A 25,204-nucleotide genomic window follows, 5' to 3' on the forward strand; every position below is an offset into this window, starting at 1 on the left:
TTATAAAATGTCTATGACTACAGTCTTATCAATTAGAGCTTTAACGCACTGTTCACTAAAGATTCTTGTTGGTGAGCATGCAGCTCTGGGTAACCACAAGCTGGTGCAGCAGACGCTTCACGGCCAGCATAGGTCAGTTTTGCACCCGCAGGGATAGCAGCCCAGAAGTGATGTTGGCTAGAGTACCAAGCACCTTGGTTTTGCGGCTCTTCCTGACACCATACAAAATCCTTCACATGTTGGTAATCAGCTAAGGCTGCAACCATTTCTTCATGCGGGAACGGATATAACTGTTCGACACGGATTATTGCGACGTTATTGATATTTTCTTTACGGCGTTTTTCCAGCAGCTCGAAGTATACCTTACCGCTACAGAACACCACGCGATCGACCTTGCTCGCCTCTAACGTATCGATTTCACCGATCACGTTTTGGAAGCTGCCATTAGCCAATTCTTCCATGCTAGAAACCGCTAATGGGTGACGTAGCAATGATTTAGGTGACATAACCACCAGTGGACGACGCATTGGGCGCACCACTTGGCGACGCAGCATATGGTAAACCTGAGCTGGTGTTGATGGCACACACACTTGCATATTGTGGTTAGCACATAACTGCAAGAAACGCTCTAAACGGGCGCTTGAGTGTTCTGGACCTTGGCCTTCGTAGCCGTGAGGCAACAACATGGTAAGACCGCATAAACGGCCCCACTTCTGCTCACCAGAGGACAAGAACTGGTCGATAACCACTTGCGCACAGTTGGCAAAGTCACCGAATTGAGCTTCCCAAATCGCCAGACCGCCGGGTTCCGCTGTTGCATAACCGTATTCGAAGGCGAGTACTGACGCTTCAGACAATACTGAGTCAGTGATGTCGATTGGGCCTTGGTTTTCGGCAATATTACGCAGTGGTAAATACGTAGTCGCATCGTTTTGGTTGTGCAGAACCGCATGACGGTGGAAGAAGGTTCCACGACCAGAGTCTTGACCAGTAATACGAACACGTTGTTTATCTTCAAGAATCGTTGCGTAAGCTAAGGTTTCAGCAAAGCCCCAGTCGAGTAACTTCTCACCTTTTGCCATCGCGACGCGGTCACTATAAATCTTAGCAACACGGGATTGCAGTGAATGGCTTTCAGGCACGTAGCTCAATTTATCGGCTAGTTTCTGCAAACGTTCGATAGGCAGTGAAGCGTCATAGGCTTCATCCCATTCGCGACCAATGTAAGGAGTCCAATCCACGGTGTGCAGTGTCATTGGACGCCATTCTTTCACTACGCAATCACCTTGATCTAAGGCATCACGATAAGTGTTGATCATGCTAGTCACATCATCGGCAGCAATGGTGTTTTCTGCGATCAGTTTGTCAGCGTAAATCTTACGTGGCGTTGGGTGTTTCTTGATCTTGGCATACATCAGTGGCTGAGTTGCACTTGGCTCATCAGCTTCGTTGTGGCCATGACGGCGGTAACACACTAAATCAATCACCACATCACGTTTAAATTCGTTACGGTAATCAACGGCCAACTGCGCAACGAAGGCAACCGCTTCTGGATCGTCTGAATTTACGTGGAAAATCGGCGCCTGTACCATCTTAGCGATGTCAGTACAGTATTCAGTTGAACGCACATCGTGGTGATTTGAAGTGGTAAAGCCCACTTGATTGTTGACAACGATGCGGATACTACCACCCACTTTAAAGCCACGGGTCTGAGACATGTTGAATGTCTCTTGTACGATACCTTGACCAGTAATGGCAGAGTCACCGTGGATAGTGATTGGCATCACCTGTAAACCATCTTTACAACCGCGGCGGTCTTGACGAGCACGTACAGACCCCATAACCACAGGGTTAACGATTTCAAGGTGAGACGGGTTAAAGGCCAGCGCTAAATGCACATTGCCACCCGGTGTTTCAAAGTCAGATGAAAAACCTTGGTGGTATTTCACGTCACCAGAACCATGAGTATCAGCATGCTTACCCGCAAACTCATCAAACAGTTCAGCAGGACGCTTACCTAATACGTTCACAAGGACGTTCAAACGACCACGGTGAGCCATACCGACGACGATTTCTTTAGTGCCCGCTTCACCTGCACGATAAATAATTTCGCGCATCATAGGTACTAGTGCATCACCGCCTTCTAACGAGAAACGTTTCGCACCAGGGAATTTAGCACCTAAGTATTTTTCAATGCCTTCAGCAGCATTTAGGCCTTCAAGAATGCGGGTCTTAACGTTTTTATCGTAGTTAGCTTTACCTAAGGACGGTTCGAGACGTTGTTGGATCCAACGCTTTTCATCGGTGTCGGTAATATGCATGTATTCGGCGCCGATAGAACCACAGTAAGTGGCTTTTAGCGCTTTGACTAAATCAGCCAACTTCATGGTTTCGCCGCCATGGGCGAATGAGCCAGTATTGAACTCACGCTCCATGTCTTCTTTGGTTAGACCGTGGAATGCGGGATCTAAATCTGCGACAGGTTCACGTTTCCACAAACCTAATGGATCAAGGTTAGCACCTTGGTGACCACGGAAACGGTGGGCGTTGATTAGCTGTAGCACTTTAACTTGCTTAGCATCCAACTCAGGATCGGTCACACGAGCTGCGCTCTTATGACGTCCTTCCATCGCTAAACTGCGAAAATAATCACGTACTTTTGAGTGGGCCGCTTCTGGCGCGTCTTTAGAGGCACCGTTCACCGGAGGGAGATTATCAAAAACCGCACGCCAATCGTCAGAAACTGACTGAGGGTCTTCTTGATAGGCTTCATACATCTCTTCTACGTAGGTCGAATTTGCACCACTTAAGTGAGATGATTCGAGCCAGGCTTTCATGATGCCTTGGTGCATTTCTATTCCTTTCAAACTTTATACACGTGCTTAGCCATAGTTTTTTTATGTGATCTCAGGTCAGGACCTTTGATACATAATTTCTGCCGCCCCTAGAATATCCAGATTTCACGGCGCGTTGTCTTCCATTACATACACAAAAGAGCCACCTTCTATGCCCAGAAAGTGACTCTTTGAGAGCTATATTATTATTGGTTTCAGCTCAGGTTCTCGCATTACACCGCTCGCTTAAGCAGCATTGACTTAATATGACCGATTGCTTTGGTCGGATTAAGTCCTTTTGGACAAACGTCAACGCAGTTCATGATGCCGTGGCAACGGAACACGCTGTAGGCGTCGTCCAGCTCAGAAAGACGTTCTTCTGTTGCTGTATCGCGACTGTCGATCAAGAAACGGTAAGCATGCAGCAGACCGCTAGGACCGATAAACTTATCAGGATTCCACCAGAATGATGGACAAGCCGTTGAACAACAGGCACACATGATACATTCATAAAGACCATCTAAATGGGCACGTTGTTCAGGTGACTGTAAATGTTCACGAGCAGGCTGCTTATCATCGTTGATAAGGAAGGGTTTAATCTTCTCGTATTGCTTGTAGAACTGAGTTAAATCAACTACTAAATCACGTACAACTGGCATACCTGGCAGTGGACGGATTTCCAACTTCTTACCTTTAAAAGTAGAGATTGGGGTAATACAAGCCAGACCGTTTTTACCGTTCATGTTCAGGCCATCGCTGCCACAAACACCTTCGCGGCAAGAGCGACGGAACACTAAGGTTGGGTCTTGTTCTTTTAACTTGATCAGTGCATCGAGCACCATCATGTCAGTGCCAGCAGCCACTTCAAGGCTGTAATCCTGCATGTAAGGTTTTGTATCTACATCAGGATTGTAGCGATAAACTGCAAATTCCAATTTCATCTTTGCAACTCCTACTAGTAGGTACGTTTCTTCGGCGGGAAAGCTTCACGCAACTTAGGCGCCATATTCACAGCACGACGGTCCATGGTTTCAGTCACAGGGTCAAACAAACTGTGGCATAGCCAGTTTTCATCGTCACGCTCTAAATAGTCTTCACGTGAGTGAGCACCACGGCTCTCTGTACGGAAGTTAGCAGCATAAGCGGTAGCAATCGCCGTCGCCATCAAGTTGTCTAATTCTAAACACTCGATACGTTGGGTGTTAAACTCACGAGAGTTATCAGACAATTTAGCATTTTCTAAACGCTTACGGATGGCTTTTAACTGCTCTAAACCTTCGGCCATTGCATCGCCACGGCGGAATACAGAGAAGTTTAATTGCATGCAAAGTTGTAAATCCTTACGAATTTGCACTGGATCTTCGCCTTCTTTATTGCTTTCCCAGCGTTGTAAACGTGCCAGAGAGGCTTGGATATCGGCATCAGTCGCATCCTTAGGATCCACAGTCTCATCGAGCGCTTTGCCTAAGTGTTGACCTGCTGCACGGCCAAAGACCACTAAATCTAGCAATGAGTTACCGCCTAAGCGGTTCGCGCCATGTACAGACACACAGGCAATCTCACCCACAGCAAACAGACCCACTACGTCTTGCTCAGTGCCGTCAGCATTCTTACGAATAACCTGACCGCTCACCTTAGTTGGCAGCCCCCCCATCATATAATGACAAGTTGGCAGAACAGGGATCGGACCATCAGCCGGATCGATGTGAGCGAAGGTACGAGATAATTCACACACGCCAGGTAGACGGGCTTCTAAAGTCTCTTTACCTAAGTGATCGAGTTTCAGTAAGCAGTGTGGGCCTAATGGACCATCTAAACCACGGCCTTCACGGATTTCGGTCATCATAGAACGTGCAACTACGTCACGAGATGCCAAATCCTTCGCGTTTGGTGCATAACGCTCCATAAAACGCTCACCGTCTTTGTTTAGCAGGTAACCACCTTCACCACGACAACCTTCTGTCACAAGTACACCCGCACCAGCGATACCAGTTGGGTGGAATTGCCACATTTCCATATCTTGCATCTGAACGCCAGCACGCATTGCCATACCGACACCGTCACCAGTGTTAATGTGAGCGTTAGTGGTAGAAGCGTAGATACGACCAGCACCGCCTGTAGCTAATACAGTGGCTTTGGCTTTGAAGTAAACGATTTCACCAGTTTCGATTTCAATCGCAGTACAACCTACGATGGCACCGTCTTGGTTCTTCACTAAATCGAGGGCATACCATTCAGAGAACACTTGGGTTTTGTGTTTTACGTTCTGTTGGTATAAGCAGTGAAGCAGTGCGTGACCGGTACGGTCTGCCGCTGCTGCGGTACGTGCAGCTTGTTCACCACCGAAGTTTTTAGATTGACCACCAAAAGGACGTTGGTAAATCTTACCATTTTCGAAACGAGAGAATGGTAAGCCCATGTGCTCAAGTTCAATAATGGCTTCTGGGCCGGTTTGACACATAAATTCGATAGCGTCTTGGTCACCGATAAAGTCGGAACCTTTTACGGTATCGTACATGTGTTGTTCCCAATGATCTTCATGGGCGTTACCCAGCGCAACGGTGATACCACCCTGCGCAGACACAGTATGAGAACGGGTTGGGAATACTTTAGATAAAAGCGCACAGCTCTTACCTTCTTTAGAAATCTGTAGTGCTGCACGCATACCTGCACCACCGGCGCCGATCACAACAGCATCAAATTCGCGTACTGGAATACTCACTTAGACACCCCACACAATAACAATGCCGGCCGCTAAATAGCAGAAAACGGTAACGACAAAGGTGAACTGTAAAACACCGCGTAACGATGTGCACTTGACGTAATCCGTCAATACTTGCCATACACCAATCCAGGCGTGAACAAGCAATGCAACTAACGCGAGCAGTGTAAACACTTTCATTGGCAGAGCACTGAAGAGGCCATGCCACACGTCATAGGTGAGAGGGGAACTACATGCAATAAAGCCAACCATGAAAATGGTGTAACAGGCGAGGATTACTGCACTAGCGCGTAGTAGAATAAAGTCATGAACACCACTGCGTCCAAAACTTGCTGCATTGGTTACCATACCCATAACCCCGCTAAAATTGAAAAGGCTACCGTTAACACAAATACAGCTTTCGCTGAGGCGGTGCCCGAAGCCAACTCTTCCCAACGACCAGTATCCATCACTAAGTGGCGCAGGCCACCGAATAAATGGAAGGTCAAAGCAGTCAAAATGCCCCAAATGATGAACTTCACAACAAAGTTATCAAACAGAGATTGAACGCCTGCGAAACTTTCAGCGGAGGCTAAAGATGAATTTAGCAACCAAATAAGAATGCCAACAGCGAACAGCATGATGACACCGGATACACGGTGAAGAATTGACACAATCGCTGTTGCAGGAAAGCGAATGGTCTGCAGATCTAAATGGACAGGTCTTTGCTTTTTCACGTTCTGCTCACTCAGCTCCATTGAGCATTTTTTTTGTTATGTGAACCGCTTTTGTACAAACTTTAAACTGAGTGATTAATCACAGCAAAAGTAAACACAAAAGCAAAGTTTAAACAAACAGATAACTATTTGAACACTCACTCATTTAACATGTAAACAAAGGGTGCTTTAACATCATCGTTTGCAGCCATTATTAGGCGGAGGCAAGTATACTCGCGGGAAATGTCAAATACAAACATCACAGAATGCAAATTTTGTTTTTTTAGGAAAATTTTCGCGTAAGTGCCAGCTGTAGCAAGGAAAGTAAAGCGTTTTATACCATGGTCTAACAAATTTAAACGCTTATTTAAATTGAAATGTGATCTACAATGGCTGTAAAGTAATGGCGGTTTGACATGCCGCACTCACAGATAAGAACGAAGTAAGGAGAACGGGGTATGGCTGATTTAAAAGCCAAATTAGAATTACCAGGGAATGACTCGATAGAGTTGCCAGTAAAGCAAGGATCCGCTGGTTTTGACGTAATCGACATCAGTAAACTTGGCAGCAAAGGTTACTTCACCTTTGATCCGGGTTTTCTTGCGACAGCCTCCTGCGAATCTGCAATTACCTATATTGATGGCGATCAAGGTATATTGTTACACCGCGGCTATCCAATCGAGCAACTTGCCGTTGACTCCGATTACCTAGACCTGTGTTATCTGCTGCTTTACGGTGAACTGCCGACAAAAGAGCAATATGCTGAATTTGTACACACAGTCAAAACCCACACTATGGTGCATGAGCAAATCGCCTTCTTCTTTAGAGGCTTCCGTCGTGATGCTCATCCTATGGCGATGTTGTGTGGTGTTACTGGTGCATTGTCTGCATTTTATCAAGACTCACTCGATGTCAACGATCCTCGCCACCGCGAAATCGCCGCTTATCGCCTAGTCTCCAAAATGCCAACGATTGCTGCTATGTGCTACAAGTACTCTTCAGGCCAGCCATTCGTTTATCCACGTAATGACTTAAGCTATGCAGGCAACTTCTTAAGCATGATGTTTGCAGTTCCTTGTGAAGAGTACAAGGTAAACCCAATTGTTGAACGTGCTATGGACCGTATCTTCATTCTACATGCGGATCACGAACAAAACGCGTCAACGTCAACCGTACGTTTAGCCGGTTCTTCAGGCGCGAATCCATTCGCGTGTATCGCTGCGGGTATTGCTTCTCTATGGGGCCCTGCACACGGCGGCGCGAACGAAGCTTGTCTACAAATGTTAGAGGAAATCGGTTCAGTAGACCGTATTCCTGAATTCATCGCCCGTGCGAAAGACAAGAACGACCCATTCCGTCTGATGGGCTTTGGTCACCGTGTTTACAAAAACTTTGACCCACGTGCCAAAGTGATGCGTGAAACCTGTCACGAAGTGTTAAAAGAGCTAAAAGTACAAGATCCATTATTAGATGTCGCCATGGAACTTGAGCGTATTGCGCTGGAAGATGAGTACTTCATTTCGAAGAAACTCTATCCAAACGTCGACTTCTACTCAGGCATCATCATGAAAGCCATTGGTATTCCTACCAGTATGTTCACTGTACTGTTCGCATTAGCGCGTACTGTGGGTTGGATTGCTCACTGGAAAGAAATGTTGGATCAACCTGGTCACAAGATCAGCCGTCCACGTCAGCTTTATACTGGCGAGACTGCGCGTGACTTCGTCGACCTAGATAAACGCTAAGCACTGCGGTTTATTGATTCAAAGCGCCCTCAAGGGCGCTTTTTTATTGCCATTTATCTCACTCTAACTCTAAGCATGTTCTACTAAGACAGTAGCCCCTCACCCGATGACATGCTTCTTGCCCCACGATGAAAACTTATTTAGCATTTTTCATCACTTTTTAAACTTTTTAGCTACATATGGCGTATTCATCTTAGCGCAAAATCGTCAAAAATAATAATTAACAAGTAAAAACAGCAACTTAACAAGTGGCACGTTTTATGCTGTTTAGCATCATTATATTCAAACAATAGGTAACAGTTCTTATGGAAAAGTCTAAAATGATTAAGTTCGCCCTACCCGTTTTATTAGTATCAATGTTGGCGGCTTGTGGTGAAGAGGAAGTAGCTAAAAAAGAAGAAAAATATGCTATTCCCGTTGAAACGACGACCGTGATTCAGGGTAATGTCTCTTCTTTTTACAGTACTACGGCCACCCTTGAAGCCCCACAGGAGGCGAATGTTGTCAGTCGAATCGCTGGCCTAATCGAAGCCATTAATGTGGAAGAAGGCGACCGCGTTAAAAAAGGACAAATACTAGCGGTTATTGATGCCAAACGTCAGCAATATGATTTAGATCGTTCCGAAGCAGAAGTTAAAATCATTGAGCAAGAGTTAAACCGCTTAAAGAAAATGAATAATAAAGAATTTGTTAGCGCTGACTCTATGGCCAAGCTTGAATACAACTTGCAAGCAGCTATTGCTAGACGGGATCTTGCCGAACTACAAGTGAAGGAAAGCCATGTGGTTTCGCCGATTGATGGCATTATTGCCAAGCGATATGTAAAAGCGGGCAATATGGCTAAAGAGTATGGCGAATTGTTTTATATCGTTAACCAAGATGAATTGCACGGCATTGTGCATCTACCAGAGCAGCAATTAACCAGTTTGCGCTTAGGCCAAGAGGCTCAAGTATTTAGCAATCAACAAAGTAAAAATGCTATCCATGCAACTGTGCTACGTATCAGCCCTGTGGTGGATCCACAAAGCGGCACATTTAAAGTCACTTTGGCCGTACCAAATCAAGACGCCCGCCTAAAAGCGGGGATGTTCACTCGGGTCGAATTAAAATATGACACCCATGAAAATGTGATTACCGTGCCCTACAGCGCCTTAATCAATCAAGATAATAAGCAAGCCTTGTACGTCATTGACGGCACCAATGCTAACCGTCGCGAAGTTCAAATCGGATACCGCGAAGGTGATTTAATTGAAATTGTTTCTGGTATCAAGCCTGGCGAACTCGTCGTTACCCGTGGTCAGCAAAATTTGAAAGACCAGTCCTTAGTTGAAGTCATTACCCCACTCGATTTGGCCTCAACGAAGAACTGATAGGAGTCTTTCATGTCAATCATCAGCACCTCAGTTAAACGGCCAGTCACGGTATGGATGTTCATGCTGGCCATTATGTTATTTGGTATGGTCGGGTTTTCGCGCTTAGCGGTAAAACTCCTGCCCGATTTAAGCTACCCCACCTTAACCATTCGAACCATGTACGACGGTGCTGCGCCCGTTGAAGTGGAGCAACTGGTCTCAAAACCCATTGAAGAAGCCGTCGGTGTGGTGAAAGGCTTACGTAAGATCAGCTCTATTTCTCGCTCAGGCATGTCCGATGTAGTACTTGAGTTTGAATGGGGCACCACAATGGATATGGCAAGTCTCGATGTGCGTGAAAAACTCGACACTATCGCCCTGCCGCTCGATGTTAAAAAGCCATTACTACTTCGCTTTAACCCCAACCTTGATCCTATCATGCGCCTAGCGCTGTCTGTACCAAATGCCACTGAGACAGAGCTCAAACAGATGCGTACCTACGCAGAAGAAGAGCTTAAGCGCCGCCTAGAGGCTCTTTCTGGGGTTGCCGCTGTGCGTTTATCCGGCGGTTTAGAACAGGAAGTGCATATTCAGCTCAATCAGGAAAAATTATCCCAACTCAATTTGAATGCCGATGACATTAAGCGTCGTATCAACGAGGAAAACATCAACTTATCTGCGGGCAAAGTGATCCAAGGCGACCGCGAATATCTGGTACGAACCCTTAACCAATTCAATTCATTGGAAGAACTAGGGCAAGTGATCGTCTATCGCGACGCACAAACCTTAGTACGTCTATTTGAAGTCGCTACGATTACCGATGCCTTTAAAGAGCGCAGCGATATCACCCGTATCGGTAGCCAAGAATCGATAGAACTAGCTATTTATAAGGAAGGTGATGCAAACACGGTCGCCGTTGCCAAAAAATTGCGCGATGAGCTGTTGAAGATCAACAAAGATCCTCAGCAGAACAAACTGGAAGTGATTTACGATCAATCCGAGTTTATCGAAAGTGCCGTCAGTGAAGTGACCTCTTCAGCGTTAATAGGCAGCATTTTGTCCATGCTGGTGATTTATCTGTTCCTGCGCAATATTATCCCGACGCTGATTATCTCTATCTCAATCCCCTTCTCGGTGATCGCTACCTTTAACATGATGTACTTTGCCGATATCAGCTTAAACATCATGTCATTAGGTGGTATTGCGCTGGCGATAGGTCTGTTGGTTGACAACGCGATTGTGGTACTCGAAAACATCGACCGCTGTCGCAGTGAAGGCATGAGTAAATTGGATGCTGCGGTAACGGGCACAAAGGAGGTTGCTGGCGCGATTTTCGCCTCGACAATGACGACGCTCGCGGTGTTTGTTCCCTTAGTTTTTGTCGATGGTATTGCTGGCGCCCTCTTTTCAGATCAAGCCTTAACGGTGACCTTTGCGCTCTTGGCCTCCTTGCTGGTTGCCTTAACCTCGATTCCTATGCTGGCCTCACGGGAAGGATTTAAAGCTTTGCCGGAGCTCATGAATAAAACGCCGAAGGAAAAACCGACCACTAAACTTGGCAAATTAAAACACTATAGTGCGACGGTGTTCTCCTTCCCGATTGTGTTGCTATTTAGTTACTTGCCGAGTGCCTTACTCACCTTAGTGTTGATTATTGGCCGCTTCTTTTCTTGGTTGTTTGGCTTAGTGATGCGCCCGCTGAGCAATGGCTTTAATGTTGTGTACCACAGTATCGAGTCTATTTACCATAAGCTACTGGCTTTGGCGCTGCGTAAGCAAATCATGACGTTACTACTGACGATTGGGATCACGGGTGCCTGTATTAGCTTGCTTCCCCGTTTAGGAATGGAATTAATTCCACCGATGAACCAAGGGGAATTCTATGTTGAAATACTGCTACCACCTGGCACAGCTGTGGGTGAAACCGATAGGGTCTTGCAACAACTGGCGATGTCGATTAAAGACAGACCAGAAGTGAAACATGCCTACAGCCAAGCGGGCAGCGGAGGGTTAATGACCTCAGATACCGCTCGTGGCGGCGAAAACTGGGGCAGATTACAGGTCGTACTTGGAGATCACAACGCCTATCATCAGGTGACGCAAGTGCTACGAGACACGGCGCGCCGCATCCCCGAGCTTGAGGCAAAAATCGAGCAACCTGAACTCTTTAGCTTTAAGACGCCATTGGAGATTGAGCTAACAGGCTACGATTTAACCTTACTAAAACGCAGTGCCGATAACCTTGTTAAGGCGTTGTCAGCATCTGATCGCTTTGCCGATGTAAATACTAGCCTGCGTGATGGTCAGCCAGAATTGAGCATCCGTTTCGATCATGCTCGTTTAGCCGCATTAGGAATGGATGCCCCGACGGTTGCCAATCGCATTGCCCAACGTGTTGGTGGCACTGTCGCCAGTCAATATACGGTTCGTGATCGCAAGATTGATATTCTCGTTCGGAGTCAACTGGATGAGCGGGATCAAATTAGCGACATCGATACCTTAATTATCAACCCTGACAGCTCCCAACCCATAGCCCTTAGTGCAGTAGCAGAAGTATCACTGCAATTAGGCCCATCGGCGATTAACCGTATCAGTCAACAACGGGTGGCCTTGGTATCGGCAAACCTTGCCTACGGCGACTTAAGTGATGCCGTAGCCCAGGCGCAGCAGATCCTGTCTACGCAGGTATTGCCAGCGTCGGTGCAAGCCCGTTTCGGTGGCCAGAATGAGGAAATGGAGCATTCATTCCAATCACTAAAAATTGCATTGATCCTAGCGGTGTTCCTAGTGTACTTAGTGATGGCGAGTCAGTTCGAATCACTGCTGCATCCATTGCTCATTTTATTCGCTGTGCCAATGGCACTGGCTGGAAGTGTGCTTGGTCTTTATATCACCCAAACCCATCTAAGCGTGGTGGTCTTTATTGGTCTTATCATGCTGGCGGGGATCGTCGTCAATAATGCCATTGTATTAGTGGATAGAATAAATCAACTACGTGCAGAGGGCGTGCAGAAGCTTGAAGCCATTAAAGTCGCAGCTAAATCCCGTCTTCGCCCGATTATGATGACAACGCTCACCACTGTACTAGGTCTGCTCCCTATGGCATTAGGGCTAGGCGATGGCTCAGAAGTTCGCGCACCAATGGCGATTACCGTGATATTTGGCTTGAGCTTATCGACGTTATTAACCTTGATTGTGATCCCAGTGCTCTATGCCCTGTTTGACCGTAAAGAGTTTACGCATACCGCCACTGAGCAAGACAACACGGCAGAAACTGCGGAGGCTCGCCTATGAACCTCACCCATCTAGCGATAAAGCGCCCTGTCACCACCAGCATGTTTTTCTTTGCTATCTTGCTGTTTGGTCTGGCTTCTAGCCGTCTATTACCGCTCGAAATGTTCCCCGGTATCGATATTCCGCAGATTGTCGTGCAAGTGCCTTACAAAGGCTCTACTCCTGCAGAAGTGGAACGCGATATCACTAAGGTGCTCGAAGAGTCGCTCGCCACCATGGGCGGTATCGATGAACTTGAATCAGAGTCCTCCCAAGAGGGCGCTGAAATTGAAATCAATATGAAATGGGGCGAAAACGTTGCCACAAAAAGCTTAGAAGCACGCGAAAAAATCGATGCCGTACGGCATTTATTACCCAAGGATGTTGAGCGGGTATTTATCCGCCAATTTTCCACTGCCGATATGCCTGTACTCACTATACGCATTTCGAGCGACCGCGAGCTCTCTGGCGCATTTGATTTACTCGATAAGCAGCTAAAACGACCATTAGAGCGGGTGGAGGGCGTCTCTAAGGTGAGTCTCTATGGGGTTGAACAAAAGCAGATTGAAGTGCGGATCAATGCAAATAGACTCGCCGCCAGCGGTTTTTCAGCGACTGAATTACAAGCTCGTCTCGGGCGCGAAAACTTCGTGTTAAGTGCTGGCACCTTGAGAGAAAGTAACCTCGTTTATCAAGTCTCCCCTAAGGGGGAATTTAGAAACCTTGAGGATATTAAGGCGCTGGTGTTAATCCCTGGACTGACCTTAGGCGATGTTGCCGATGTGCAATTTTCCCTGCCTGAGCGCAGTGAAGGTCGTCATTTAGATCAACACTATGCGGTGGGTTTAGATGTATTTAAAGCCTCCGGCGCCAATTTGGTGGATGTGTCCGACCGCGTACTTAAAGTCATTGAGCAGGCTAAACAAGACCAACAATTTCAAGGTATCCGTTTGTTTATTATGGAAGATCAAGCCTCAGGCGTGAAATCCTCTTTATCGGATCTACTGCTGTCGGGATTGATCGGTGCGTTGTTATCATTTGTCGTGCTTTATCTGTTCCTAAGAAACCTCAAGATGACCCTAATTGTGGTGTCCTCAGTACCAATTTCTATCGGTATGACGTTAGCCGCCATGTATCTGCTCGGTTACAGCTTGAATATTCTATCGATGATGGGCTTGTTATTGGCTGTAGGTATGCTTATCGATAACGCCGTTGTGGTCACCGAAAGTGTACTGCAAGAAAAACAAGGTAACTCACTCAAAACCAGCACCCAAGACAATGAAAACGCTGTTATGACGGGGGTCGATAAGGTGAGTCTTGCGGTACTGGCAGGTACTATGACTACAGCGATTGTGTTTTTACCCAATATTTTTGGGGTAAAAGTTCAGCTGACTATTTTCCTTGAGCATGTGGCAATTGCGATTTGTATTTCGCTGGCAGCATCACTTTTGGTGGCTAAAACATTAATTCCATTGATGTTAACTAAGTTCCACTTTGAGATTGCACCAGAGAAATCTGCGGGTAAATTGCAAAGTTTCTACAATCGCAGTCTTAATTGGGTGCTTCTCAGACCTTGGCGTTCAGGGCTGATCGCCATCGCGATTCTCGCATCTACCGCCCTGCCCTTGTCAATGGTCAAGCAGGACCAAGAGGACAGTCAAAGTAAAGAGCGAATTTACATCAACTACCAAGTTGAAGGGCGCCATAATCTCAACGTGACCGAAGCGATGGTGGGTCAAATGGAGGAGTATCTTTATAAAAATAAAGAAAAATTCCATATTGACTCTGTGTATAGCTACTATGCTCCCGACGAAGCCTCATCGGTCATCTTATTGAAAAAAGATCTGCCCATGTCCCTTGATGAACTGAAGAAGAATATTCGCAGTGGCTTTCCTAAGTACTCCATCGCTAAACCTCAGTTTGGCTGGGGTGACGATAACTCGGGTGTACGCGTCACCCTCACTGGACGTTCCACCTCAGAGCTTATCTATTTGAGTGATCAAGTGTTGCCATTACTCTCGACGATCAAAGGCTTAGTGGATGTACGTTCTGAAGTCAACGGTGCTCAACAGGAAGTGGTTATCCGTATTAATCGGCAAATGGCGGCAAGACTGGATTTAAAACTGAACGAAGTAGCTTCCAGCATTTCAATGGCACTAAGAGGGACACCACTGCGCTCATTTAGGCACGATCCAAACGGGGAACTGCGTATCGAAATGGCCTATGAGAAGGAATGGCAAAAATCCCTCGATAAGCTTAAGCAATTGCCGGTAGTGCGAATCGATCAACGTCTTTACACACTTGATAACCTTGCCAGTATCGAAATCCAACCTAGATTCGATACCATCAAGCACTATAATCGCCAAACTTCGCTGTCTATCGGAGCGAACTTGGATAATCTCACCACAGAGGAAGCCCAAACTAAGATCAAACAAGTGATGGAGAATGTGCGTTTTCCTGATGGCTATAACTATTCGCTACGGGGCGGTTTTGAACGCCAAGATGAAGATCAAAGTATCATGGCAATCAATATGTTACTTGCTATCGCCATGATTTACATCGTGATGGCGGCACTATTTGAGTCCTTGTTATTACCGACGGCCATTATTACCTCAATCCTCTTCTCGATAACGGGTGTGTTTTGGGCGTTGCTGCTCACAGGCACGCCTATGTCGGTCATGGCGATGATCGGTATCCTGATTTTAATGGGCATCGTGGTAAATAACGGTATCGTCTTGGTAGATCAAATCAACCAAATGACACCCGATCTCGATAAGCTGTCGGACACCATTCGCGAAGTGTGTATTACCCGTTTGCGCCCGGTACTGATGACAGTAGGAACAACCGTACTAGGTTTAGTGCCACTGGCGATGGGCGATACCCAAATTGGTGGCGGCGGCCCGCCATATTATCCGATGGCAATTGCCATTATTGGCGGCTTGTCTTTCTCAACCGTAACTAGCCTATATTTGGTGCCATTGTGTTATCAACTCCTCTATAGAATGCGTTACCGCGCCGCAGTCCGACTTGGCGAATCGAATCGTATCGCCCAAAAACTCTTACCGTGGACAGCCAAAGCATGATATGACGGGATAGCTTGACATCACTCATTAAAAAGGCTGCATCGCAGCCTTTATTATTTTGTTAGCACCTTAAAACGGATCATATATAACTGTTCAAGGCCGGGATAAATCTCGGCAATCACCTGGTGCAGTTCGGGTAAGGTCATATTTTCTTGTTGGGCGTGCAGTGTTGTGAGTCCAGACAATGTTATTGGCATTACCTCCAACACTTGGATGTCACAAAACCAACGATGAGTTTCAAAGGTAGACACTGGGAGGATTTGCCCTGGTATCACATGGGATTCGGCTTCATTACGTAACGTAATCGTTTTCTTGCCCATCAAAATATCGTGTTCAAAGCGTTCAAAAAAAGTGATGTCAGTTAACAAGATTAATCCCTCTATTTATCCAGTCAAAATGCCGATAGTACGGCACAAAATACAGCAAAACATGGTCAGTTTGCGCGATTTAAGTTAGAATTCGACCTCAATTGAGCCATTGGCCTCATATTCCTGCGCTTAGCGGGTGCGAACGACATTAGAGACTTTATGAACAAGAAACAAAAGATCATCAAAAAAATTGCGAAACGTGCTAAAGCCAGACTGAATAAAGTCGATCCAGCCACCATTGGCGCACCCGCAAAATCTGGCTATATCTCTAAGGCTGAACGCGCCAAGATCGCAGCACTTGCTGCGGCTGCAGAAATAGAATCAGCAGCAAGTGAGCCACAAGAGGCAACAACTGAGCAATAATATTGTTTAATAAAAACAAACTTATGCGCTAATAAGACCAATATGTAATGCCACACCAGACTGTGGCATTTTTATTTTAAATAGTCAGTTATTAGGGCCTGTTGACGTTTCAGGGTTATTTTTGCAGCAATGTGGCTGGCTTTTATGCAAGGCAAAGTCCGTGCAGTGTAGTTATTCTACATAAACGGACGATAACGCGGCAGAAAAGCCAGCCAAATGCTGCCCGAAGGGTTCGTCTGGCAAGCCCTTGCTCTTTGTCACTCGTCATTTGAGTAGAATAACTACACATCATTCCTCGTTTCGCGAGCACGTGCTTGCCAGAACGAACAAAATCTAATCTCGAAACGTCAACACGCCCTAGTCACTACATACATTAACGCTTAGCATTATCCTGTTGCTCAATAAAGGGTATAACAGGCTCCATTTCTTGCTCTTCCGTCAATTGTGCCATCTGCGCGCAGGAGGATGAAAGAGGGCTAGTTGCACTCGGTAGATTCTGTGCCACCTTATTCGTCATCAATTCGTCCACATCGGCTGCTAAGCCAGCAACACGATGTCCGGTCGATGTCAACGCGACCTTATCAACTAAACGATAGGCAACCCAAACCCCTAAAATACCAAAAAGAATTGAGCCTATGACTTGGCCAATAAGTACCCCATAAACCCCGCCCCACTGCGCGCCCATATACACAAAGGGAACGGTACCTAAAGTCGCCTTGCCCACATTAAATAAGGTGGAATATTTGGCCTTACCCAAATTATTAAAGGAGGCGTTTGCGACAAATAAAATCCCAGAGAAGATAAAAAACACCGCAATATAGCTGCAGAAAAATTCAATAAGTGCCGCACTATCGCCCTTCATATCAAACAAACTGACGATCTGCGCTTTAAGTAAAAACAAAAGTAACGACATCACCACCACATACAAGGTACAAAATTGAATCGCCTTCGTTAAACTTTCGCGCACCCGGTCGAATCGTCCTGCTCCAAAGTTTTGCCCAACAATAGGCCCAATAGCGCCGGATAAGGCAAAAATCATCCCAAAAGTGACAGGCACTAACCTGCCGAGTACCGCCCAACCGGCAACATAAGCATCACCAAAATCCGCAATTGCCCGGGTCACAAACGCATTACCAATTGGTGTGGCAATGTTGGTCAGTATGGCTGGTCCTGCAATGGCGAAAATCGGTTTAAGATCGGCTTTAAAATAGTGAAGATTAAACCTGCCAAGGAGTTGATGTTTGACCACAACACCACGCCCCGCGATGATAAATACCGCAATACGAGCCAATACAGATGCCAGTGCAGCCCCTTCAATCCCCATCGCAAACAGGAAAATAAAAATAGGATCCAGCACAGCATTCACGCCGCCACCCGCTAAGGTCGACATCATCGAAAGTTTTGCATCTCCCACGGCACGCAGCGCACCACCAAGGGCCATTGCGAGACAGATGAACGGCAGCGACGGCACCAAAATATACAGATAACTCTCTGCAAGCTCGGCAGTATGACCGCTGGCCCCCACAAGCGTGACTAACTCAGGAATAAAAGTCGTGACCACAATGCTGACCAACACACTAATGATCGTGGTCACCACCGCACTGTTAAGTAATAGGCGTTTCGCTAATTCGATATCCTTAGCGCCGATAGAGCGAGACACCAAGGCCCCGAGCGCAATGGAGAGACCTATGCCAATTGATGTGGTAAAAAATGAAATACTGCCCGCATAACCTACAGCCGCGGCTAATTCATGTTCGCCCAATAAGCTTAAGAAAAATATATCCAGTAAATCGACTACAAATAACGCAGAAATCCCCACCGCAGCGGTTGAACTCATCACGAGAATATGGCGAAGAATTGAACCTTCAACAAACTTAGCTTGGGTCATGGGGGTGTTTTACCTTATTAATTGCAAAAGCAAAGGCCAACACTGAATTGTTGGCCTTTGCTTTTATAGTCATCTATGGGTATTTAGGTCAAGCACTAAAGCAGCTTATGCCGCAATTGGGCTCATCTTCGTTTGGTGATAACGCAGACGACTGATTGACAATGCAATTAACGCAAGCAGCGTTAACGACCCCATCACCACCCCTTGCCATTCGGCTTTATGCCAAAATAACATCAAGTAAGGTCCGCCCAAAGCGGCGCCTAAGTAATAGCAACACAGATACAGCGAAGTGGCCTTGGCGCGATCGCGGCTTGCGCGCATCGCCACAAAAGAGTTGCAACAACTGTGGGTTAAGAAGAATCCACATGCCGTCATCAAAAAGCCCATGCAAATGGTGGCGGTGGTATCAAACAGGGTCAATAAACTGCCCAACAGCATCAAACACCAAGACCATTGATATAACTTGTGCTGACCAAATTTTGCCAGCCACTTAGCGGTAAAATAGGAGGCCACAGTACCACTGGAGTAACACAAAAAAATCAAGGTCGCTTGAAAGCGGCTCCACTCGTAGGGCGAGGCCATCAAATGCAGTTGAATAAAGCTAAATTGATTCACCATCATCATAAAAGTGATCCCACCGATGGCATAGGCTAACCGCATTTGTGGATCGGTTAGATGGTGACTAAAGCCGTAAAAATCTTGAAGTAACCGAGCCCGTTTTGAGACTGAAGGCGCCGAGGTTTGCCCGCCAGATATCGCCTTAGCATCCGCGCCAGATGGCAATAAAAAACTGGTCAAGGCAACACCTGCTAGGGTCACTAAAAACAGCAGCCACATGGACTCCTGCCAAGATAAAAACTGCGACATCAACCCGCCCAGCAGACGCCCAACAATCCCGCCGATACTATTGGCCATAATGTAAATGCCCGCGGCTTTGAGCATAGTGCTTGGCGAGAGTTGCTCCTTAAAATAAGCCATGGCAATGGCAGGCACCGCAGCGAGCAATACGCCTTGTAAAAAACGCACATACACAAGCGCATTAAAGTCCCCAGCCCAAATCAGCAGCAGGTTCGACAATGCCAATAACCAAAGACTCACCACAATCGGCGTATGCCGGCCAATTCTGTCGGACACAACCGCATAAATTAACAGCGAAAACGCCAATGAAAAACTGGTCACAGAGAGAATGAGCGTAGCCTGCGAGCCAGGCACAGAAAAATGCTCGGCGATCAGCGGTAACATGCCCTGCATCAAATACAGATTGATATATACCACCACGGAAGCCACACACAGGGCCCACATCAGTCGGGTATCACGTTGTTTATTGTCGATAATAGTGTCTAACACGGCTTGCACTTTTAGCCTCTATAACGCCTCACTCTAAGAATAGACAAAGGTTAGCACTGGGCATAACATAACAATAATAGATAATTTATATCGACATTATTGATTTTTGTTATGGTAAATTTTTATAACTGACATGGTTATCGCAAATTGTCGCGCGTAAGCGTGCATCACAAGCAAAAGGCTCACACCATGGATATACGCCAACTTAAACACTTAGATGCACTTGCTAATACTGGCAGTTTTACCGCTGCAGCCAAGAAGCTCAATATGGCGCAGCCTGCCCTGAGCCAAAGTATTAAACGGCTTGAACAGTCACTTGGAGTGACACTGATTAATCGCACCAGTAATAAGAATGACAAGCACCTCGCACTCACCGCCGAAGGCTTAGTACTGCACCAACATGCCACGTTAATCCTAAAACAAATCAAGCAGGCCGAAGCGCAAATCCGCGCCATGGCAAATTTGACCTCAGGGGAAGTGCGGATTGCGGTGCCGGGTATGTTGGGCTCCTTCTATCTGCCCTCACGCCTTATGGCGTTTCGCCATCAATATCCCGAGTTAAAGCTGTCACTGTTCGAAGGCGGTACCCGTGACGCGCTGCGGATGTTACAACAGGAAGAAGTGGATATTGCTATCATTACTGCCCAAGATTTACAGAGTGATTTTGATAGCCAATTACTGATCCGTGAGCAGATGGTGATCGCCATGGGCGCCGAGCATCCACTTGCTGATCATCCTGCCGTGAGCTTAAACGACTTCTTTGACCATGAACTGGTGATGTTCAAAACTGGCTATTTTCACCGCGAGTGGATCCTCTCTCAGGCAAAAGACTTGGGTAAAAAGCCCAATATTGCCTTTGAGACCAATCTGATTAACTTGATCAAACAAATTGTGTCGCAGGGATTTGGTATCACCAGCGTGCTCGAAATGGCCATCAGTCCAAAAGACGACATTCTCGCCAAACCCTTTGACCCACCAGTGTTTTTAAATCTGCATATCGCGTGGAAAAAGCAGCGCCCCGTCAGCCAAGCAGACCGCGCCTTTGTGGAGTTTTTAATGAAAAACCGCTAACACAAGCAATGAAAAGGGCCGATTGCTCGGCCCTTTTTATACGTCACCTAATAATTAAGGTGAAATAGCTTAACTCATAATAAGTTAGCGCTGTTTACGGCGACCAAAGGCAAATGGCAGCAGTAATAAACTAAGCCAGCCTAAAGCACCACCGTCATCCTTCTTCGGCGGAGTATCGGTAATCGATACCGACACTAAGCTCGAATCGCTGTTGCCGTGGTTATCGGATACCGTCAGTTGGAATGAAACAGTTTGTGCCGCGCCATCCACACTTGGCGCCACTAAGTTTAATTTGGCTGCGGCGGGGTCAAAGTTAAAGCTCGCGCCGCCCAACTGAGTCCATTTGTAGGTCAGCGGATCATTGTTCGCATCCGATGATTTACTAGCATCGATAAACAGCGGCTTACCTTCTTGGACTGCGGTTGGCGCTTCAACCTTAGCCACAGGCGCCACTTCCGCAACATCAAACTGATAGCGCTGAGTCAAGGTTTCTGACGACGCGTTATTGACCTTGTTCGACAGGCTTAACTCATTATCAACACCTGCCTTACGTGGAACCAGCTCAAAACTGATGTCTTTCGCTTCAGCGCCCGATGGCATCTCGATCGTCCAAGTGATCTTATTGCCATCTTGCTTACCGTCATGGCTGATGTTAGCCACTTCATGGCCTTCAGGCAGCATAGCTTCTAAGTTATAAACACGTGTTACTTGGGTTTTATTGGCTTCGATACGGGTTTTCATCATCTTAGCCACGCCCGGTGTTAACTGACCGCTCAGCGTATTGCCCAGAGGCGACAGCACATCATCACCGACACGTTCAAAGACGACGGGGAGCTTCACTGGTGCCACTTTGTCATCACCAGTGGTGAAGGTCAGCATAGCTAAACCATCGTCACCGACTTTGAGCGCATCCTTCCACGTCAGCTTAACGTCAAAGTCATTGGTATCGCCAGAAAGCGTCGCAGTGAGGTTATCCTCAGCCGTGTCATAGAGGGTCAATTGTTTTAAACCAAACACATCATCAGCCGTGGCTGTTGAAGCAGTATAGTTTTGTACAATGACGTAATAAGTGCCCTTAACCGGATTATTGAGTAAGACACTTTCCTGTGAACCATCTCTGGCTGATGAGCCCGCTCGCGCAAGTTTGCTGCCATCGTTTTTATCGAGTAGCACATACATATCAAGATCGGGCGATGTGGTGTAGCTAATTGAGGTTCGGAAATACAGTGCATTTTCATTAACGTCAAACTTAAACACTTTGACGCCATCTTCAAGATCATCTGTATATGAAGCATTATTCGAGTCTTGCTTCACGCTTGACTCCATGATTTGGCTTAGCTTGAGGCCTGTCACTTCGGCGCCAACGCTAGCAAAATCCACCGCCTTTAAGCCTTCAAGAGTGATCTCATCCGCATTACGAGTCGCTTGAATGCTCACCAAGTTTGGCAGGTTACGCTTACCAATCTTAGCCGCAATCGGCATAGTCGCCGTAGGGTAGTTAGCTGACTCGAGCACTAAGTTGCCAAAGCCCCAATCTGCGCCCACTTGCGTTACATCGGCGGTGACAGTAATGGTTTGGCTCGCACCTTTTTTCAGGGTAAAGCTTTCAGGCGATACCGTTAGTGCCAGCTTATCGGTCACCGCTTGGCCCTTCGCCGTCCAGCTACCATCTTGGGTTGCGGTTACGGTACGGGTCCAAGTACAGGTATTGACACAACGAGAATCAGCCATACTAGGCACGTTGAGCTTACGAGGATCGCCGTTCAATAAGGGATTTGCAATTTCATAGTTCAGTGCGCTTTCATCCATCACTAAACCCGCTTTAGCGGCTAAATCCACACGAATACGGCCAGCACCCACGTCAAACGGATCAGCAACGGTTTTAGCATCGGCTTTTTTCATCGCCTGAGCGGTCGTTGCAGTCAGCATTAATGCGGAGCGGATATTGTCCGGCGTCCAATCTTTATGCAGCGACTTTAACAGCGTGCCAGCACCCGCAACATGGGGACTTGCCATTGAAGTGCCCGACATGAGGGTAAAGTCGGCAGGATTTGTACCCGTTTTATCATGACCAAATTGTTGGTCAGAATAAGCGGCGTAAATATCCGAACCAGGCGCGGCCACCGAAGGCACAATCACATCATTGGTCGCATTTGGGCCAATCAGTGAGCCAGCCGATAACACATCGGCCTCACGGCTAATCGCTTGCGGTGTCGGGGTTAAAGTTAACTCTACAGCAGGATTGGCGGCCATGGCCTCGATTAAGGCAACGCCATCGGTATTACCAATAAATACCGCTGGTATATTTAATGTCTCGAGGGAAGCCATTTTTAAACGATCATTGCCTTCGCCATCTCGGTTATAGACGATCACCGCTTTAGCACCCGCAGCTAATGCACCCGATACTTTAGTTGTAAAATCGCATGTTCCCCGTTTAATGACCGCTATTTTGTCTTTAAAGGCATCGGCGGGGAAGACTTTACAACCTTCCACATTGGTCGCATCGACAGAGCCAGCAAACACAGGAAGTCCTTTAATCACTTCGGTTTGCACAGGGCCAGAGCCAGGGGTGAATTCAAATGTCTTACCATTAAATTCCAGCTCACGTACCACTTCACGATTGTGAGTCGAGTTAGCCACCGAGGTATACCATGGGGCATTTTTGGGAGTCGAATAAGGTGACTGGGTGATTGCAGCACTGGTTGCGGTTGCTGGGCGCGTATTCCCTGCTGCAACGGCAGCAAAAATACCCGCATTACGCGCCGCTAAAAAACCCTGTTCAGTTGCACTATTCCATGGATTACCGCCACCACTGATGGAGAAGTTAATCACATCCACGCCATCTTTAATCGCATCATCTATGGCTTTCAGAATCGGTACTGTCGGGCAACCAGAATACTTGTCACCCGCATCCCCAGGTCTACAGATTTGATATGCAATAATGTTTGCATGGGGAGCCGACACCAGAGATTTGCGCAAACTTTAAGCCAGTTGCGATACCATCACCTTCTAGCTTACCAACCTCTCCATCAACATAAGGCACATCAAGCAAGATATTCCCTGCCGCGGTGCTGGCCACATGCGAGCCATGACCACCGTAGTCTTCACCATTTTTAGCGGGAGGCGTCGCACCAAAAATCTTTTCGTCGTCATAGATATCGGTGATTTCGGGGTAACTACGCACACCAATCAGCTTATCGTTACACATGCTGGCAAAATCGGTTTTACAATCACCAATATAAATCCCTTGGCCTAAGGGGTTTGTATGGTCATAACCATCCCCGCCAATATCGGCAAACGAGGCATGATCAGAGTTAATCCCTGAGTCGATGATCGCCACAACCACGCCCTCACCCATTGCCTTGGTACCAGTAGCACTACCGTCCCACACCTTTGGGGAGCCGATCAGTGCCTGACTCACATCGGTCTCAAGCTGCTCAATACGCTCACGTTCGATATAAATCACCTCTGGTAGTTCAGCCATTTTTATCGCTTGCGCCTGCGTCATACGCACAGCGATACCATTGAGTGCATATTGGTAGGTGGTTAATGGCTCTAGCGGTATACCAATCGCTGCGCTGGCACTCGTCAAAAAGCGCTCTTGCTTAACCTTAAGGAAACTAACGTAGTTTTTCACCTCAGGAGCCGCGGCGTTAAGTTTAACATTGCCAGTCTTTCCTGTGCCTTTTGCCTGTGAGGTCGACTGTATATGTTGTGGGCTAGTTGCTTTGAAGCCAGGAATCTCCCCTTGATAATTCGCGACAGCACTGTCACGTAAGCGAACAATATAAGTATGCTCACCTTCGGCAAATTCTGGTTCAGGAATAAATTTTACATCTTGGTTATTAACTGCGGTTAATCTGCCTCGAGTTGAGTCATTTGATAATTCGGCTGGAATATCTAACTGTATTGTTTCACCCGTTGGAGATAATACTGTCTGTGCATTTGCTGCAGATGACAGCAGAGCCATAGACACTGCTAATGCAATTTTTGTTTTCATTGTCGCTTCCTTCGCTATATCGATTTATTTCTATAAAGTTCAATTTTTAATATTTATTCAGTACAGGAATCGATTAAATTTCTGTTACCAATAGAACTTCAGCTCAGCGTTTTAACACGGAGTGATACATATTGAAACACCTTATTAACGGAACAATTACCCATAAAAACAGTTAATAAGCATGCCATACTCAATAAAAAATCGATTTTTAAAACATAATCGAATGGCAAACTGTTTACTTAAACAAAAGGAATTTTAGCAACTACTTAAAAATAAAAGACAAGTTATCTATCGCCATTAAGTAGCATAGAGAATCAAGAGAGAATTAACAGTTATGCATTCTGATTAAAAGATAAGAAAACAACTTAAATTTATAGATGAAATAATTTCAAATAGCTAAAAATCACATATGATAAACGCAATAAATAATCGCATTATGCCATCAACGTTACCGAATACCCCT

At 46.5% G+C, this 25,204-nt stretch carries 16 protein-coding genes; 6 read left to right on the forward strand and 10 right to left on the reverse strand.

All coding sequences use genetic code 11. From position 1 onward, the window contains the following. Positions 1-32: 32 nt before the first annotated feature. The 5 genes from sucA to sdhC all read right to left on the reverse strand — a co-directional run bounded on the left by sucA (position 33) and on the right by sdhC (position 6,293). On the reverse strand, positions 33-2,852 hold the full coding sequence (sucA, locus tag SHEWPOL2_RS02165; protein WP_037417459.1) for a 2-oxoglutarate dehydrogenase E1 component: 2,820 nt from the start codon (positions 2,850-2,852) through the stop codon (positions 33-35). 215 nt (positions 2,853-3,067) lie between these two features. Then, complete coding sequence (locus tag SHEWPOL2_RS02170; RefSeq protein WP_037417461.1) at positions 3,068-3,775, reverse strand: succinate dehydrogenase iron-sulfur subunit; 708 nt, start codon at positions 3,773-3,775, stop codon at positions 3,068-3,070. Between the two features lie 14 nt (positions 3,776-3,789). After that, a complete protein-coding gene (gene sdhA / locus SHEWPOL2_RS02175) occupies positions 3,790-5,556 on the reverse strand; it encodes a succinate dehydrogenase flavoprotein subunit (protein ID WP_037425614.1) in 1,767 nt (588 codons plus the stop codon). Then, complete coding sequence (sdhD, locus tag SHEWPOL2_RS02180) at positions 5,557-5,904, reverse strand: succinate dehydrogenase, hydrophobic membrane anchor protein (protein ID WP_011622411.1); 348 nt, start codon at positions 5,902-5,904, stop codon at positions 5,557-5,559. Beyond that, the gene (gene sdhC / locus SHEWPOL2_RS02185) at positions 5,898-6,293 is read right to left on the reverse strand and encodes a succinate dehydrogenase, cytochrome b556 subunit (protein WP_037417467.1); all 396 of its coding nucleotides are present in this window, start codon (positions 6,291-6,293) and stop codon (positions 5,898-5,900) included. The genes sdhD and sdhC overlap by 7 nt, the downstream gene beginning before the upstream one ends. Before the next feature lie 416 nt (positions 6,294-6,709). Here sdhC and SHEWPOL2_RS02190 point away from each other — a divergent pair, with 416 nt between their 5' ends. The 4 genes from SHEWPOL2_RS02190 (at position 6,710) to SHEWPOL2_RS02205 (ending at position 15,704) form a co-directional block, all read left to right on the forward strand. Then, positions 6,710-7,996, forward strand: a complete 1,287-nt coding sequence (locus tag SHEWPOL2_RS02190; RefSeq protein WP_037425617.1) for a citrate synthase — start codon at positions 6,710-6,712, stop codon at positions 7,994-7,996. Between the two features lie 305 nt (positions 7,997-8,301). Next, positions 8,302-9,366 (forward strand): efflux RND transporter periplasmic adaptor subunit, encoded by a 1,065-nt coding sequence (locus SHEWPOL2_RS02195; RefSeq protein ID WP_037425620.1) that lies wholly within the window; start codon positions 8,302-8,304, stop codon positions 9,364-9,366. Positions 9,367-9,378: 12 nt separating this feature from the next. Then, on the forward strand, positions 9,379-12,642 hold the full coding sequence (locus tag SHEWPOL2_RS02200) for an efflux RND transporter permease subunit (protein ID WP_037425622.1): 3,264 nt from the start codon (positions 9,379-9,381) through the stop codon (positions 12,640-12,642). Further along, positions 12,639-15,704 carry an efflux RND transporter permease subunit gene (locus SHEWPOL2_RS02205; RefSeq protein ID WP_037425623.1) on the forward strand — a complete coding sequence of 1,022 codons (3,066 nt, stop codon included), beginning with the start codon at positions 12,639-12,641 and terminating at the stop codon, positions 15,702-15,704. The genes SHEWPOL2_RS02200 and SHEWPOL2_RS02205 overlap by 4 nt, the downstream gene beginning before the upstream one ends. Before the next feature lie 53 nt (positions 15,705-15,757). Here SHEWPOL2_RS02205 and yqfB read toward each other — a convergent pair whose 3' ends face one another. Then, positions 15,758-16,075 carry a N(4)-acetylcytidine aminohydrolase gene (gene yqfB / locus SHEWPOL2_RS02210; RefSeq protein WP_037425625.1) on the reverse strand — a complete coding sequence of 106 codons (318 nt, stop codon included), beginning with the start codon at positions 16,073-16,075 and terminating at the stop codon, positions 15,758-15,760. Positions 16,076-16,231: 156 nt separating this feature from the next. Between yqfB and SHEWPOL2_RS02215 the strand changes: the two genes are divergently transcribed. After that, positions 16,232-16,435 (forward strand): DUF2986 domain-containing protein, encoded by a 204-nt coding sequence (locus SHEWPOL2_RS02215; RefSeq protein ID WP_037425629.1) that lies wholly within the window; start codon positions 16,232-16,234, stop codon positions 16,433-16,435. A gap of 373 nt (positions 16,436-16,808) precedes the next feature. Here the strand turns inward: SHEWPOL2_RS02215 and SHEWPOL2_RS02220 are convergent, their stop codons facing one another. Together SHEWPOL2_RS02220 and SHEWPOL2_RS02225 are read right to left on the reverse strand one after the other, a co-directional pair. After that, the gene (locus tag SHEWPOL2_RS02220) at positions 16,809-18,323 is read right to left on the reverse strand and encodes an MATE family efflux transporter (RefSeq protein WP_037425632.1); all 1,515 of its coding nucleotides are present in this window, start codon (positions 18,321-18,323) and stop codon (positions 16,809-16,811) included. 105 nt (positions 18,324-18,428) lie between these two features. Next, complete coding sequence (locus tag SHEWPOL2_RS02225; protein WP_037425635.1) at positions 18,429-19,679, reverse strand: MFS transporter; 1,251 nt, start codon at positions 19,677-19,679, stop codon at positions 18,429-18,431. 180 nt (positions 19,680-19,859) lie between these two features. Here SHEWPOL2_RS02225 and SHEWPOL2_RS02230 point away from each other — a divergent pair, with 180 nt between their 5' ends. Beyond that, complete coding sequence (locus SHEWPOL2_RS02230) at positions 19,860-20,741, forward strand: LysR family transcriptional regulator (RefSeq protein WP_037425637.1); 882 nt, start codon at positions 19,860-19,862, stop codon at positions 20,739-20,741. 84 nt (positions 20,742-20,825) lie between these two features. On the opposite strand, the gene SHEWPOL2_RS23315 is transcribed toward SHEWPOL2_RS02230, so the two are convergent. Then, complete coding sequence (locus SHEWPOL2_RS23315) at positions 20,826-23,720, reverse strand: S8 family serine peptidase (RefSeq protein ID WP_275574628.1); 2,895 nt, start codon at positions 23,718-23,720, stop codon at positions 20,826-20,828. After that, positions 23,662-24,741, reverse strand: a complete 1,080-nt coding sequence (locus SHEWPOL2_RS23320) for a S8 family serine peptidase (protein WP_275574629.1) — start codon at positions 24,739-24,741, stop codon at positions 23,662-23,664. The genes SHEWPOL2_RS23315 and SHEWPOL2_RS23320 overlap by 59 nt, the downstream gene beginning before the upstream one ends. Positions 24,742-25,204 lie beyond the last annotated feature (463 nt).

This window comes from Shewanella sp. POL2, assembly GCF_000282755.1.
In the GTDB taxonomy this organism is placed as follows: Bacteria; Pseudomonadota; Gammaproteobacteria; order Enterobacterales; family Shewanellaceae; genus Shewanella; species Shewanella xiamenensis.